Annotated in this window: 16 protein-coding genes; 3 read left to right on the top strand and 13 right to left on the bottom strand. The window is 52.7% G+C overall.

Features of this window, described 5'->3' with window-relative positions:
- The 10 genes from H924_RS13435 to H924_RS13750 are packed head-to-tail and all read right to left on the bottom strand — an operon-like array spanning window position 1 to window position 9,675.
- Entirely contained in the window at window positions 1-1,485 is a 1,485-nt protein-coding gene (locus H924_RS13435) for an SCO6880 family protein (protein WP_035108086.1), read from the bottom strand.
- A gap of 6 nt (window positions 1,486-1,491) precedes the next feature.
- On the bottom strand, window positions 1,492-3,192 hold the full coding sequence (locus H924_RS13430; protein WP_155862047.1) for a hypothetical protein: 1,701 nt from the start codon (window positions 3,190-3,192) through the stop codon (window positions 1,492-1,494).
- Window positions 3,180-3,986 (bottom strand): hypothetical protein, encoded by an 807-nt coding sequence (locus H924_RS13425; RefSeq protein WP_015453147.1) that lies wholly within the window; start codon window positions 3,984-3,986, stop codon window positions 3,180-3,182. The genes H924_RS13430 and H924_RS13425 overlap by 13 nt, the downstream gene beginning before the upstream one ends.
- A gap of 15 nt (window positions 3,987-4,001) precedes the next feature.
- On the bottom strand, window positions 4,002-4,628 hold the full coding sequence (locus tag H924_RS13420) for a hypothetical protein (protein ID WP_015453146.1): 627 nt from the start codon (window positions 4,626-4,628) through the stop codon (window positions 4,002-4,004).
- A gap of 25 nt (window positions 4,629-4,653) precedes the next feature.
- On the bottom strand, window positions 4,654-4,932 hold the full coding sequence (locus H924_RS13415) for a hypothetical protein (RefSeq protein WP_015453145.1): 279 nt from the start codon (window positions 4,930-4,932) through the stop codon (window positions 4,654-4,656).
- Between the two features lie 13 nt (window positions 4,933-4,945).
- Window positions 4,946-5,236: a hypothetical protein gene (locus H924_RS13410; RefSeq protein ID WP_015453144.1), complete on the bottom strand. Its 291-nt coding sequence runs from the start codon at window positions 5,234-5,236 to the stop codon at window positions 4,946-4,948.
- Between the two features lie 30 nt (window positions 5,237-5,266).
- Window positions 5,267-5,917, bottom strand: coding sequence for a DUF6668 family protein (locus H924_RS13405; protein WP_015453143.1), 651 nt, complete (start codon window positions 5,915-5,917; stop codon window positions 5,267-5,269).
- Window positions 5,914-7,719: a cutinase family protein gene (locus H924_RS13400; RefSeq protein WP_015453142.1), complete on the bottom strand. Its 1,806-nt coding sequence runs from the start codon at window positions 7,717-7,719 to the stop codon at window positions 5,914-5,916. The genes H924_RS13405 and H924_RS13400 overlap by 4 nt, the downstream gene beginning before the upstream one ends.
- Window positions 7,720-7,722: 3 nt before the next feature.
- The gene (locus tag H924_RS13395) at window positions 7,723-8,445 is read right to left on the bottom strand and encodes a hypothetical protein (RefSeq protein ID WP_015453141.1); all 723 of its coding nucleotides are present in this window, start codon (window positions 8,443-8,445) and stop codon (window positions 7,723-7,725) included.
- 30 nt (window positions 8,446-8,475) lie between these two features.
- Window positions 8,476-9,675 (bottom strand): hypothetical protein, encoded by a 1,200-nt coding sequence (locus H924_RS13750; protein WP_015453140.1) that lies wholly within the window; start codon window positions 9,673-9,675, stop codon window positions 8,476-8,478.
- 171 nt (window positions 9,676-9,846) lie between these two features.
- Here H924_RS13750 and H924_RS13385 point away from each other — a divergent pair, with 171 nt between their 5' ends.
- The gene (locus tag H924_RS13385; RefSeq protein WP_015453139.1) at window positions 9,847-10,266 is read left to right on the top strand and encodes a helix-turn-helix transcriptional regulator; all 420 of its coding nucleotides are present in this window, start codon (window positions 9,847-9,849) and stop codon (window positions 10,264-10,266) included.
- A 52-nt stretch (window positions 10,267-10,318) separates the two neighbouring features.
- Entirely contained in the window at window positions 10,319-10,687 is a 369-nt protein-coding gene (locus tag H924_RS13380; protein WP_015453138.1) for a helix-turn-helix domain-containing protein, read from the top strand.
- Here the strand turns inward: H924_RS13380 and H924_RS13375 are convergent.
- Genes H924_RS13375 through H924_RS14315 form a run of 3 tightly spaced genes read right to left on the bottom strand, consistent with a single transcriptional unit; the run spans window position 10,673 to window position 12,751 of the window.
- Window positions 10,673-11,248 carry a hypothetical protein gene (locus tag H924_RS13375; RefSeq protein ID WP_015453137.1) on the bottom strand — a complete coding sequence of 192 codons (576 nt, stop codon included), beginning with the start codon at window positions 11,246-11,248 and terminating at the stop codon, window positions 10,673-10,675. The two genes, H924_RS13380 and H924_RS13375, sit on opposite strands and share 15 nt — an antisense overlap.
- A gap of 2 nt (window positions 11,249-11,250) precedes the next feature.
- Window positions 11,251-12,255, bottom strand: a complete 1,005-nt coding sequence (locus H924_RS13370; protein WP_015453136.1) for a hypothetical protein — start codon at window positions 12,253-12,255, stop codon at window positions 11,251-11,253.
- A 1-nt stretch (window position 12,256) separates the two neighbouring features.
- Window positions 12,257-12,751, bottom strand: coding sequence for a hypothetical protein (locus tag H924_RS14315; RefSeq protein ID WP_155862046.1), 495 nt, complete (start codon window positions 12,749-12,751; stop codon window positions 12,257-12,259).
- Between the two features lie 540 nt (window positions 12,752-13,291).
- Between H924_RS14315 and H924_RS13360 the strand changes: the two genes are divergently transcribed.
- Window positions 13,292-14,737, top strand: a complete 1,446-nt coding sequence (locus H924_RS13360) for a replication initiation protein (RefSeq protein WP_015453134.1) — start codon at window positions 13,292-13,294, stop codon at window positions 14,735-14,737.
- The last annotated feature ends 151 nt before the right edge of the window (window positions 14,738-14,888 follow it).

Here is a 14,888-nt window from a genome sequence, read left to right as displayed (position 1 = left end):
TTACATTCCAGCCAGGGTGGATGTGGACGGTTTAGACCACGGGATTTGCCCTAGCCCACAAGACACAGCGAAAGCTGCATCTTGCTGGCGTTTCATCACACGCAGACGCAGGTTTGATTGAGCACCAAGCTGCTGCACGTCATGTTTGATGCTGCCCAAATCCTCATCCTCATTGACGGTGACGGTGACAAACATCGAGTAACGGCCCAGCTGGGCACCTCTCGCCTGTGCTCGTCGGGCAGCGTCAGTGTGCTCCAGGCGCATTTCCGCAGCAGCAGATCGAATCTTCTTAGAAGAATTTGCTGCCACCATCGCGTCTTGATGCTCAGCTTCGACTCTTCCTGCACCTTGGCCTGCTTCAAAGGGGCGATAGACCAGCGCAACGCGCTTACGGGCAATGCGGCCATGGTGGCCAATCAGAGGACTAAGCAAGGTGTCTTCAAAAGTTGAGCGCGGAGCCTGAGCCATTTCCCACGTCATCGACTTTGCCCCGTCGTGGTGATAGACAGTGGTGTCTTTTTGACACCACGCCGGCCCGACATCTTCCCAGCTCAAGCCATGATCTACTCCGTGGACGGAGAGCTCTTCAAATTCTTTTTCAGCTGAAGGGTGGAAAAACATATGTGCCCGAGCACACACATCACTTTCTCGCATCGGAGCTGCTTGAATACCTGACCAGGACAATGATTCATACAGTGTCGGCAAACGCATACCAATAAGGTCAAGGAACGAAACGTCATCAGCACCAGAGACAGACACTGAGAAAGTCAGTGCTATATGCGCGTCGATTTCTGGCGCACCCTGGCTTAGGGTTGCCGCTGCTTCGTTCATAATCCGGCGAGCGATTTCCGGAGCGGAGTCTTTGACATTTGCCGCGACCTCTTGAGCCACGACATCACCTGTGCCTGGTCGACTTGCCACGACCAAAGCCATAGAAATGATGTCACCGGACAAGCTTAATGAGGCAAGCCAACGACCCCATTCAGCGGTTTGCATGTTGCGTTCTTCCTGCGTGATCGCTGTTTGTCCAGAGAGCTGCACGTTCAGCAATACGGTTGCTTCACGGCGGGGGCGGTCAAAAATAGCGCAGAATGGTCGGCCTGCGGCATCTATTGCTGCGTGCATTTCAGTGCGTGCCAGCACACCTGGCAAACGGTAGTGACCATTAGCAATGCGAGATGATGGGCCAGAGAGATAGATGTGTTCCTTCTTATAGCGAGATCGCCAGTCCTGGATGATCATTTCAATCATCTGTGCCAGAGAGCGACCGCCAATAGGGACAGAAATGACGACCGCAATCAAGGCTGTGACACCGAGAACGATCAGGCCGATCTTTCCGGCACCGAGAAGCTGTAGCAGCAAAAACGTGATAAAACCGACGCCACCAATGACGGTGGTTTTCATGGAGAATCCACCCAGGCCAGTACGTCGTGACGGCTGCCCCAGGGAATAGACCGGAACTTCAACGGAGTCCATAGCGCTCATGTGTACTTATCTCCTTCCACCGTGGTGGGTGCCTTGGGCACCAATGGATTCATCCAAAATTGATTGAATTCGTTGTGCTGCTGCTGCTCCTGACCTGGCCATACGTGCACCTGTGTTGGCAACACCTGCACCTGTACGAGCTGTGGTTGCTCCGATCTGCCGAGCTTGTGATCCCACACGGGCACTGCGTGATTGTGTGGTCGCTCCTTGGCCACCAACTCCGCTGGCTCCAGCCGGGCGCATCTGAGGGCTTGGTCCTGAACCACCTGCCGCTGATGAAGCCCCGGTAGCAGTAGCTCCACCACCGCCACTAGCACCAGTACTGCTTGCCCCACTAGAACTCCGGCCTGATACAGAGCCACCAGCTGTGGTGTTTTGGCTAGTCGGGCTACTCACACGACCGCCTCCTCCTCCAGGGTTACTTCCCATTGCACCGCCACTGCCACCAGTACCTGTGGCCGTCATGCTTGCTCCGCTGCCAGCAGCGGTAGATGCTGCTCCAGCAGCTTTCCCACCAGAACTAGAAAGACCGCGAGATGCTGCATTAAGTGCTCCACCAGCTAAGCCAAGGGCACCTCCAGTGAGCGCAGCACCACCTGCGAGAACAGGTGCTGCGCCACCGCCACCGGCTTGAGAAACAACCGGAGCAATAGCTCTAACCAGGGCTGGAGCCGTAAACCCGGCGGCACCAATCATGATCGCTGTGACAAAAGCATCCATGACACCGTCGCCACCGTCTTTGACGTACCAAAAGGTCACGGAGTACAGCAACGCTGAAATTGGTTTAAATGCAATGGACGCAATAATCAGCGAGACCAGGTGATTAAGTCCTTGTTTACCGGTTTGAGTAAACGTTAATGCCGCAAAAAGTGGAGTCAGACCCGCAGCAATCGGGAGAAGCAGTGTTCTCGTGGCCAAGGCGATCAGCTGCATCATCGAGCCAGCGAATGAGACACCTGCAAGTGCAAGCATGATTATCGGGCCGGCCTGATTTTCGTTAAGCGCTGTTCCGCCGAGGATTTGCTCAGCGCTGGTTGCACCAAAGCTGCGCATAATCCAGTCTGATAGTTGGTCTGAGGCAACGACTGCACCGGCGATCATTCCGGGGATAAGCAGGGAAAACAGTAGGTAAGTGGCGATAACTTGACCTGTGTTTTCTAGTCCTTCAGCCAGGCCTTGTCGTCGGGAAGCCGCCATGCGACCGCCTCCGACGATGATGGAAGCAATTAGGGCGAGACCTGCGAGACCGAGAACAATATTTTTTACACCGTTGACGTTTTGGTCGATGGTGTTTTTATCAATGCGGTAGTCCATCCAGAACGTCATGACGGTCTGAAGAGCTTGGGAGTTTCCTTCGAGGACGGCTTGAGTAAGTTTACCGACTGGGTCGCCCCAAAACTTTGAAGCAGCAGCACCAACAGCAGTTGCTAACGCTGCACCTGGGTTCTCTGACGCAGCATTATCCATACATGCGCCCTTTTTCAACCCCTCAGATACGGCATCTGGCAACACATTAGCGACAACGCGGGCGGGAGAGTTTCCCCTTGTGAATTCCTGCTCATTAAGGCACTGCTCATATCCCTGTTCGTAGGCATTTGTCTCTTGAGAATGAGCTATAGGTGCACCAATAACTAGTGCAACAACTACAAAGACAACAGTGATGAATTTGCGGCCATGACTAAGTAACGGGTTATTTAGTATTGCCACTTTGTCCACCCATCAACTGAATTGATAGATGTGATGACCTCGCCGCTTTGCTGAAATGATCGCAGATCTAGAACCCATTCACTGCCATTCCACTGCATTGAGGCACGCATAATATCCCACTGCATGACGTCAGACTTGCCATTTTCATCCCCGAAAATCTTGTGAGCAAAATCCACGACCACGAACTCGTCATCGCAAGACAGCACCCTGACAGCTTCGGGAGCTGTGAGTTTTGTTAAAGCTTGAGAAGAATCATCGGAACCTGCAGCAAAGCTAGAACGCAACTCTTCCGTCTTTTGTTCATCTCCAGCAGTGACAACATTTGAAATTGCACGAGAAACATCACCACCGGCAAAAAGCAATAAGCGGTTGTTCCACCCTGCTAATGCAGCGCCTGTTGCCGTGTGGGCATATCCGCTAGGAACACCTTCTTTAATTTCAGAAGGCCCATCAGTACGTGACCATAACGTTGCTGCACCATGTGCGGTTTGAATCTCTACCTCGGGTGTAATCGCACAAGAATCGCCCTGCGGATTTAACTTTCCAATGGGCTCACCAGTTTCAGACCTAGATACAATTTTTCGGCCCCAAATATCAGTTGATAGCGTCTTGGAGGATTTAGAGTTTCCAGGTGCAGCACTACTTGTAGACGTAGTAGAGGTCTGTGATGTCGCCTGATCTCCAGGAGCACTTCCATCACTAGAGCGCATAAACAGTACCGCGCCTACAACGGCAACAACAGCAATCACCGCGACAATGATCACCCAGAGGTAATTCTTTTTCTTATCCATCATGGTTCTTTCCTGTCGTTATGCCTGGTCAGCGCTAAATGGAGTAAAACCTTCAAGTGAACCAAGACGGGTTAAATCAGGGGCCGCTCCCAACGTTGGAACAACGATTTTCCAATCGTTTTGCCAAATCAACTGCACGGGATACACCGTGAGTCCAACTCCTGGGTAATCAGCAGCGAGAAGCACCTGAGTGCGGTCATCGGAAAACTCCGTGATCTTGAAGCCTTGAAATGTTGCAGGGTTGGTCTGCACAGCACCTGGAGCAACACTGACTAATGCTCGTCCTTGTGCCCACTGATCACGGCCTTGACCTGGGGCAAGCAACGTTGTCGAGACCTCATCCCACTTGGTATCGTCAGCGACGGCCATAGCAACTTGGCCGTTAATAGCTGCCAGCACTGCCCCCTGCGGAGTGTGGGCATACCCGTGATACACAGGGTCAGAACTATCTGGCCCGTCCGCTGACTTCACAGGAACAGTAATCCCAGAAACTGGCTGCCAGTGAGCGTCGGCAGGTGCTGAGGTGAGATCAGGAGCAACAGCTTCTGTGGTCTCAGTAGGGGCAGTCTCATCATCTGAGCTGCATCCTGTCAGTATGAGTGCCGCGCACAAAAGTGCGGAGGTGTAAGAGAGTTTCTTCTTCATAACGTAAAAAGTCCTGACGATGGGGTTAGGCAAACCACGCTGCGATGGAAACTGCTGATGAGGCCATCATTACGCCGATGGCAATTTTTAAAAAGGCCACATGGGGCGAGGTGGAACCCACTGGCTCGCCCCGGTTTTTATCAACGACGAGCAATGCGCCGAGCACGATAATCGAGACGATGGCGAGTGTGTCCATGATCCACAGCGTGATTTGCAGCCAATTCCACACCGTGACCCACACACTGTCTGGCGGGGTTTGAGGTGATTGTGGAGGTCCACCCTGAGCATTGAGAAAAATATTCACGCTGTGAAACGCCCTAGACTAGAGCAGCGACGATTGAGCCAGCACTGCCGATAATCAGGCAACCAATGCCAACGCGAAGTGCAGCGCCGGTGGCTTCTTCGCTGGTTCCCTCACGGCGGGAAATGACCATTGAGGCACCGATAGCGATCACGCCAGCGACAGCGACAACCAGGCCGATGAACACACCGAAGTTTAGACCTCGGTCGACCTTGGCACCGAAGTCGCCAGGGGCTTGTGGGGAAAGATTCTGCCCTGGTACCTGGGCAAGAATGATTTCTGTATTGATTCGGTCAATGATGTTCATGATGAAAACTCCTTTGAGAAGAAAGAGGGATTAAAAGGATTTGACGTGGGAGTTGGCTTCACGTGCGAGGTCGATCATTTCCTGGCTGATGGTTTGCACAATGGCAGGAACAGCCTCCAGCACAGAGGGGGCTTTTTTCTTTCGCGCAAACCGCGCGACGCTATGGTCTTGCTGCGGTTCGTCGTCGTGGTCGTCCAGCGGTGACCACACCGGAAGTTCATCATTGAGAACTTCTCTCCACTGTGGGAAATACGGAACTCGCCAAATCATGGGAACAACTTTTTTCACGACGGTGATTTTTTGTTCCACAGACTTGGGGGTTTTTCCTGGAGCGTCATCAACCAAGATGACACCCAGGACTCGGCAGTGACCTGCCTTGCCTACTTGTGCCTGGAGTGCTGCGTCGTGAGCTGCTTCCACACCGCTTCGTGTCGATCGAGCCACAATGACACACCACGGAAACTGGTCGTGAACTGGCCATTGTTGTCCTGCGTCACCGCAGGGAGCAATGGAGTGGGCTAGTGTGCTCACACCTGCCCCTCCATGTGCACCGACCAGCCACACCAGTGGCGACCACTGGTGTGGGTCTGCCAGAGATTCAGAAGCTAAAGCAAGTCCTCCATGATGGGACACGGAGACGCGCACTAATTTTGGTGTTGGTGCGGGGGTGGGTTCAGTCATTTGCCTTCTCCTTGTAGTGCCCGCCAGGAGGCGACCTCTGCGAGCGCAGACTGTGCTGACTCAGTGTCGAAACTCAAGGACGCGAGAGCTGACGGAGCAGATGAGGTCATAGGCGCTTTTGTGGATTCTCCTGAGACGTCGTAGCTTGCTGCAACAATCCAATCGACGGTGGCGTCAATAGCGGAGCGCCCATCAGTAGTTGAAACCTGGGAGCCGTAAGAGTTGTGTGCAGCGCCATGACCTGCGGCTTCAACAACAACTTCACTCAATCCTTTAGGTGAGACGCCTAAGATATTGACTTCGTTGAGCACGGTTTCAGCCGCACCCACGGCCAGCTCAGGAGTGACAACTTTTACTGCTGCTTCTGAAAGCCTGGCCACTGCTGCTGTCATCGCGGCTTGTGGGCCGGCGACACCAGCTAAAGCAACCTGGGCGATGTTTTCCACGGTCACAGCCTCTTTCAGGATGGTCATGCCCGTGCCTAGTGCCATACCTCCGAGCTGGGATAACCCACCGACAACGGATTTTCCAAGATCACTAATGAACTGGTCTCCAAGAACAGGCTGAGCTTCGGTCGCACCGTCCATGGCAATCTGGGAAATCAATGGCTGCTTGGTATCGCGACCATTTGATGCTGATGCAGAGAATCCACCGTTGCCGTAGCTAAATTCCTGCGACGGCAGTTCATTAACTCCGCCCATCACAACTGATGGACTGAGCGAATCAGCAATGATCTGGAGTGATTTCTCCGGGTCAGACAGATCCAGCTGTTGTGCGGTACTAACCACCAATTCTGACAATGGGCCGGAAATCGGCAGGTCACAGACAAGATCGCCAGGTGCACACCATGAAGCTGTGCGGTTTGCAAGCGCACCAAAGTCTTTCCCTCCGGTGGCGTCCACACCAATTCCACCGCCATCGAGCTCTTTTTGATCTGGTGAGGTGAAGCTACCCACGCTGGCAACATTTGTGCCAGTAGTTCCTGGAACAGGGGCAGGCTGCTGGCCGGTATTCTCGACTGTGGCAGCACCGCGTGCACGGGTGGGATCGGAAAACAGTGCTACACCAGCGATTTTGTCGGGATTAATTGAGGTCGCTCCCGATCCGATTTCACGGGCCACAGTTGAGGCCACTTGCGCACCTTGAGAGTGTCCGGCTAAGAAGATCTTTGTCTCAGGGCAGGTCTCGTCAATTTCTTGAATTACGGCCGCCGTATTGATCGCTCCCTCTGTCATAGACTCTTCATAAGGAACAGCCTCAGATGTGGGAAGACCTGGAATAAAGGCACCACCTGCTGCTGCTGGGTAGGTGATATAGGTACGGGCAACTTTCATTCCAGCTTCATCGACAGGCGCAGCTTCAGTAGTTGTCCATACATCACTGGCAAGTGCGCTCGATGATGGTGCAGATCCCCAGAGCTGATCTTGATAGGAATCAAGATCGCCCACGGACTCAGACGTGGTGGAAGGCGTTGCACTAGCGGAGGTTGTAACTCCTTCTAGTGCTTTTTCGACAGAAATACCTGCTGAGGGGTCTTTCACTGGGCCATCGTTGGCGCTACGCATTGCTGGCCCTGCAATTTGGGCACCAAAGCCATGATCGACCGTGGAATCTTGTTGGGCGGAGGTGTCAAATGTGCCGTTGACCAGCACGAGGTGTATCGCGGCGCACTGTGCGTTCGGTGATGGTGAAGGAGTCGTTGATGGAGATGATGTTTCTGTGGCATGGACAGCTGTGGTGCCGCTGCCAGCAAAGCAGATAGTGGTTGCTACCACTGCTGCAACTTTTTTCCCAATGTTCATGATCTATCCCTGTCTGGCTTCCAGTGCGACAAGCTTCCACCCATCAGTGGTGTTTTCGCCGGTGGCACGTTGCTGGTAGGTGGTCGGGGGTTTTCCTGGGACGGTCATCGTTAGATCGACATCGACTGTGGTGGTCTTGTCATCGACAGCTCCTAGTTCTGCACACCATGTGGTGCCGTCGGGTGCGGCCTCAGCCAGCACGGTGTCCCAATTTTGCTTCCGCAGTGGGCTGGTTTGTGTAGTTGAGCTGACAAGACGCTCGGAATCACGAGCGAAATAGGCTGTTTCAAACTCGGTAATTGCGCCACGTATCGTTTTTTCCTCAGCGACCGTTGGTGTGGACGAATCGCACGCATTTCCTACCGATGCTGGGTCGGAGGTCTTAAGTGGTGAAGTACCTGGCATCTCCGAGGTCTGCGCTAGCGAGGTTTCTGCTACTTCATTGTGCGCATTATTAGAAGCGATAGGCTGACCGGTGAAGTAGCTCAACGCTGCTAAAGAACCGATACCGATCACAACTAGTACGCCGGTCGTTGTCAGCAACGCCATGGTTGATCGTGATGTGCGCTTAGTCCGTGGCGACGGAGTTTTCTTTTCACGAGTTGGAGCTGTTACTGGAGCGATTTTCGGTGCATCTTCTGCTTTTTCATCGACATCGGGCAAAGCAACAGGCTTAATCTTTTGCACGTTGCTTTTTTCCAATGCTTCGAGCCAATCATCAGCCACGATCAATCTCCTTTATCTGTCTCCGACTGTTTAATTCCAGTGGTCAACCACGACTGTGGTGTTGATGATGCCGAGGTCATGGTGTGTGATGTCGGACTGTGCTGCTGCGGTGGAAAGAGCTGCATTAGTGGTGTCGTAAATTGTCTGCTGCGTGGGGACAGGCAGGGCGTTAAATGCACTATCTCCTAGAGCGCGAGCCTGTTCTGCTTGTGCAGCTGAGATGGAGAACGCTCCAGCGCTGGTGGTGACATCGACGCCACCGGAGATGGTATCGAGATCTGCGGAAAATGTGCCTGCGCCTGTATCCACAGCGACGTGACCTGCTGAAACAGGTTCAGAAGTGCCGCTGAGTTCGGCAGCGAATCCAGGGCCGGTCACAGTAATAGTGGCCCCGGCGATACCGGCAGGCACAGGAGCTGGGGCTAGTGGCGCAACCGGAAGTTCGGCTTGATCAGTGACTGGGGTGGAGGTCTCTGATGGGGTGTAGACAGGCTCGACTTCGGTAGCTTCTACCTCCAGATCTTCATCGTCAGACTCATCATCATTAGTGACTGGGACAGTCGTCACCGGAGTTGATGGAGTGATGGGTTCTTCCGTAGGTGTGGAAGGAAGAGGTTTAGTATCAACGACAGGCGATACCTCTACGGGGCGAGGTTCGGTTGTTGTTTCGCCTGTGGTGGGTGCAGGTGCGGTTTCTGTGGGGGTGTTCTCAGGAGTAGGGGCAGTTGTTGTGGTGCCCGGCTGGGTTGGAGTTTCGGTCTCCACGGGAGTATCGACTCCCGGCTGGGTTTCACCGGAATCTTCCGGAGGGGCTGTTGGGGTGGAATCTTCCGGAGTAGGCACCCCAGGCTGAGTTCCTGCTTGCGTGCCCGGCTGGGTTGGAGTTTCGGTCTCCACGGGAGTATCGACTCCCGGCTGGGTTTCACCGGAATCTTCCGGAGGGGCTGTTGGGGTGGAATCTTCCGGAGTAGGCACCCCAGGCTGAGTTCCTGCTTGCGTGCCCGGCTGGGTTGGAGTTTCGGTCTCCACGGGAGTATCGACTCCCGGCTGGGTTTCACCGGAATCTTCCGGAGGGGCTGTTGGGGTGGAATCTTCCGGAGTAGGCACCCCAGGCTGAGTTCCTGCTTGCGTGCCCGGCTGGGTCTCTGCCGCATGTGCGACTTGAGGCAGAGACAAAGCACTGGTCGTAACGATGAAAGCCATCATCGACGCGGTGCCAACTTTTTTCATGCTGATGTCCTTATCAGTCAGATTCTTGTTTGCATATCGACCATTTATTAATACAGCAGGTCAATACCTAAGAGAGCGTAGCATAATATAGTTGCTTAAGATAGTGGCAAAATTCGGGCATACTGGATAAATGACTGCTATCTATAGGATTGAGTGCAGGATTGGGCCTTTATGAGCCGATCCTTAGTAAAATTTAATGCGCAAAGATTTAAAGAAATTCGCTTAGAAAAAGGCCACACTTACGCCTCTTTGGCGCGCGCAGCAGGCATGTCTCCAGGCACTGTCCGCCACTGGGAACAAGGAAGATATATTCCCTCATTAGAATCTTTAGCGATTGTCATGGATATTTTGGGACACTCCCCTGCCGAGGTCATGGATATTCCTATCGGCACGGCAACGCTAGCTGATTTACGCAATCTGTCCCTGTGCACCAGTCAAGAAGCCGCTGACGCGCTAGGTATCACCCTTGGTGGATACTCAAACCTCGAGCGTGGATATGCATCCTTGACAGATGATCGAATCGCAATCTTAGCCACACTCTTCGGGGTTTCAGAGCTGGAGATAGCCAGGGCGTGGGCGCGCGCCAAATAAGGATTTCTCCTGCACTGGAGTAAAATTACAGTTCAGTGCAGGAGGAAACTATATGGAACATGATTTGAGCTATCGGCTACAGCTACTTTTCGACAAGCTTCACCCTCCAGGGGGTGCTCCTTATACAGTCGCAAAGGTTGCCGAGCTAGCTTCTACCGAGGACGCACCAGTGACTCCGCAGCAAATCTACGGCATTCTCAATGGCAAGACCAAGCGACCAGCATTCGCCACGATCGTGGCTCTTGCCAATGTTTTCAAGGTGCCCTTGGAGTATTTCTCCACCACCGATGAGGAGATGTGGAAATCGTACGAGTCACATATCCTCACGCTTCACGAGCGCATCAACAACACCTCTTTGTTGGCTGCTCGTACTAATCACTTTTACTCACTTCGGGAAAAGCGACGGTCACGCCAAAAATAGGAGGTAGCAGGCGGCAGTCACAGCGACGCCGCCGCCAATGCCTGCAACCACCTCTGCATTCGTATGGTGCTTGATGACAATGCGCGCCCAAGCAATCACCGGAGTTAGGGCAAGAGCGCTTAACCACCAGGGATTTACCGTTAATCCCAAGTAGGTCATGACACACACCCATAGTCCCACATGGATTGAAGCTTTAATTCGTGCAACGACGCTCAAAAACCCAAAGACAATGAGAAAAACAAAAGCAGAAAACACTCCCACCCAGATCAGTCGGGGGGTATCTAGATATGCCAATACCGCCAGTAGGACGCAGACACACACGAAAATTCCTGCAAGTACCAGCCCACGTTGACTGCGATCAGTGACATGATGATTTCCTACTTTTCCCCGACGGATCAGCACAAGAATAAGCGCCATTGGCACCACCCCTGTGCCGATTGAGGCCGCAATACCAGCTGGCCAGGCACCTGTTACCTGAGCAAGAATTAAAAACAAAGCAATATTGACCACCCAGGGGGCAAAAACTTCGCTGATTATGTGAGCAATGCTCGTCTTTGACATAGTCATGCCATCACCTTCGCCGTCCCAGTAAGCCACCGATGCTGGACATCTACTCCAGCAAGGGCAGGAATTTCAATATCAATTTCACTGACACTGCCCTCTAAAGCACGCAGCACCACTCCAGAGTTATCCGGATTGTAATCAACCGCAATAGTGGAAATTTTGGACGTGGTGAAAAAGTCGCTGAGCGCATCCATCGCCAATGATTCTGAGCGGGTGCCCGCCATGCAGATAATCATCCACCACGGCACGCCAACCGCACTCATGAGATGGCGCATCTGCCAGGAAAAATACACGCTAGTGATAAATCGTCCCAGTGGCAGCCATAAAGAGGTCATCACACCGATGAGAGCGACAGTAATCGCTAATGGCGGCCGGATTGCCCGCTGCACTGATGAATACGATCCGAGAGTGAGTAATTCCCACACACCGACAGCAGACACCAAGCACCACACACTCCCCAAGATCACAGTGGCGGCCAACAGCGTCACGCTTTGTTGCATCAAGGTGCGCCAGCCTAATGCGCAGCGAAGAAGCCACACAGTAACAAGGCCAACGGTCACCAGCACAATAAACGACAGAATCATCGCCCAGGCACCAGCCGGGTGGCTTAGTGCACACTCAGCAAAAAATCGGTCACGTTGGTGACATATACTCCGAGATTGTTCCCAACTCCACAAAGAGAACATCATCTGACCAGCGATAACTACAAGAGCAACGTATTGCCACCGACGATTAACACCCCATAACGACCATGACAGCACGCCTGCAATCGCAGGGAAAAGCAGGATGAAATTTTTCAGCAGACTTGTCACAGGGGCGCCGCCACTAGCCTCATTGATCCATACATCTACCTGGGGAATCAGCAACACCGAATAACCGACAAAAGCTAGAGACAGTATCGTCAACATTAGGGAAAGGTGGGTGATCTTCTGTCGGATAATAATGACTTGACCAGCGAAAAGGATCAATAGTACCGCAGCAACACCTATCTGGAGCCAGTACATATCAGCCCAATCCGTAGGCGAATTCGCGGATCACACCAGGCGGAGCGTCCAGCAAATAGCCCACTTCTACTGCAAAGTGCTCGGCTTCGGCTTCGGCAGTAGCGACTTCATGGGGATCATATTCTGGGGTAAGCAACTCGAAGGTGTGCTCAAATCCAGGGGGTGCGACCACGTCATTAAGCACTGATAATGCCAAGTCGAAATCGACATGGCTATGACCTAAAAGAAGATGCCCAATCTCATGGAATAGCGTGGCTTGGATCGTAGCGCAATGCGATGAAATCGTAATAACGCCTGAACAATCGACTATTTCTGTTAATCCCAACACACCTGGCGAGAGATTGTCGATTTGTAAAGTTAATGATTGCAATCCAGCGCACTTTCCAGCCACCGTCGTCAGCTCATCTAGTGTGTGGGCATCTGCCCTCTCGCAGCGATCTGCAAAATCCTTTGCACACCGGCGAACACAACGCAGCCGCCGACGATCTAATCTCACGCTTTTACCCCTTGTATATGTATCTATAATTATTTTGGCACCAATCCTAGCGCTCATTACGGGGGGAAATCACGCCTTTACAACCTGTCAACATGTCTACATTTCCTTAAAACCAAGGAATCGGGCCCTTGTATTGAAGAGATTTTCAGTCAGTATGTCCTGCTGAGGCATAAAACACCCCATCGTCCTCATGACGGTGGGGTGTACGTGATTCTTTGATTTCTGCGCGAGCATAAAAGTGCTCACCGAAAAATAAGTCTAAGAAAAGACAGAAATTGGTCACTTCTAACAACCAAGAGCAGTCTCCATTGTCGAAAGCGCCCAAAAGCTTGTTTTATTTATCCCAAGATGCATATATATCTGTATATAAAAGGTGATTGTGGGCAAATTTTTTACCGATACCACGTGTGGGAGAGTCACAAACACCATGATTGTGGTTTAGGCTGAACAAAATCCTTCATAAAATGCGAAAACCCGCCAGGTTGCAGCCTGACGAGTTCTCTGCTTATCCCCCGGTCGCCACCGGGAGAAAGCTTGATCATGAGTCTACCCAATCACTATGTGGCTGGCACAACCAGACACACCGATGTCACCCTATTTACAGGTGACCTCGACGACACGCCTGCCGGCTACACCGACCGCGATGCGCTGCTCGCTCACTTAGACCGCCAGGTTCTCCACGGCAGTAAAAGCCGCGACTTCGCTAGTGCCTATCTCACCACCAAAGACGGCACCCGCGCCCCACGCATGTACCGCATTAACTCAGACACCTTGGGCAAATGCGAGTACGTTCAGCTGACCAACAAGCAATATGCCGCTGTGATGGTCATTGACATCGATGTTCCCGGCACTGCAGGTGGACACCCAGTTAACCTCAATGACGAGGTGAAGGCTAAGTTTTCCCAGCTCATCGCCCATAATATGGGGCCAGCATGGGTGGGAATTAACCCAGTCAACGGCAAATGCCAAGCACTATGGTTAATTGATCCAATCTACGCGGACGTGTCAGGACAATCGCGTCACATGGCTTTGCTAGCGGCAGCTACCCATACTCTGGGACAATGGTTAGGTCATGATAGTCACTTCGCTCACAGGTTTAGCCGATCACCTTTTTACACAGGTGATTCGCCCACGGCGTACCGCTGGTATCGCCAACACCACCACATCCGCCGCGTCGGCGATTTCCTCAAAGAACTCCGCACGATGACTGGCCAGGAGCAATACACCAAGCCACGACAGCAGTTTTCTAGTGGCCGCGAACTGATCACAGCGGTGAAAACACGACGTGAGGAAGCACAACGCTTTAAAGCGCTTTCTCAAGACGTGGAATCAGAGCTTGCTGGCGAGCTTGATCAGTATGATCCTGAACTGACCCAGGGTGTGCGGGTGCTGTGGATTCGCGAGGGGAGAGCTGCACGCGATGAGACAGCGTTTCGCCACGCACTGAAAATTGCCCATCGTCTGCGGCAATCAGGTCAGCGTATGACCGATGCTGCGATCATTGATGCTTACGAGCAGGCTTATGCCATCGCTCAGGAGATTGGTGCTGATGGGCGCAAACTTGAGTTGCCGCCGATGCGGGATCGTCAAACCATGGCCAGGCGTGTGCGTGGCTATGTCACGCAGGCTAAAACTCACGGGTATGTCAGTGCATCGGGTGGGAAGCAGGCAACTGCGACGGAGCGTAAAGCCCTAGCGACCATGGGACGCAGAGGTGGGAAGAAAGCCGCGGAGCGGTGGGAAAAAGATCCCAACGGAGAGTATGCGCAGAAGCGACGCGAGACTCTCTCAAAGACTCATAAACGTAAGAGAATTCAGGGACTAAGCAACCGCCAGAAGGTTGGTCAATTCGTTACGACCTTTTGGATTGAAACAGATCGGCTGCCTTCGTGGAAAGAAATTCAGAAAGAGACCGGTCTATCCCGAGCGACGGTTGCCCGGCATATGGCCACTTTAAAAAAAGCTGGAGAGCTTCCAACGGATTAGGGGTCTCACACCATAAGCAATATACGGTTCCCCTGCCGGTAGGCAGGGGAACTTTTTGTTTTCAAAGTGATTCATTTTCGTAAACAAAGCAGGAATTGATTTGGCTTTTGGAAGTGGTCATCTTTTTAGTTTTAATTTCTTGACGTGAATG

The sequence above is a fragment of the Corynebacterium callunae DSM 20147 genome (assembly GCF_000344785.1).
Taxonomy (GTDB): domain Bacteria; phylum Actinomycetota; class Actinomycetes; order Mycobacteriales; family Mycobacteriaceae; genus Corynebacterium; species Corynebacterium callunae.
The sequence above is the reverse complement of the archived record's forward strand: the minus strand, read 5'-3'. Positions and strand labels throughout refer to the sequence as shown.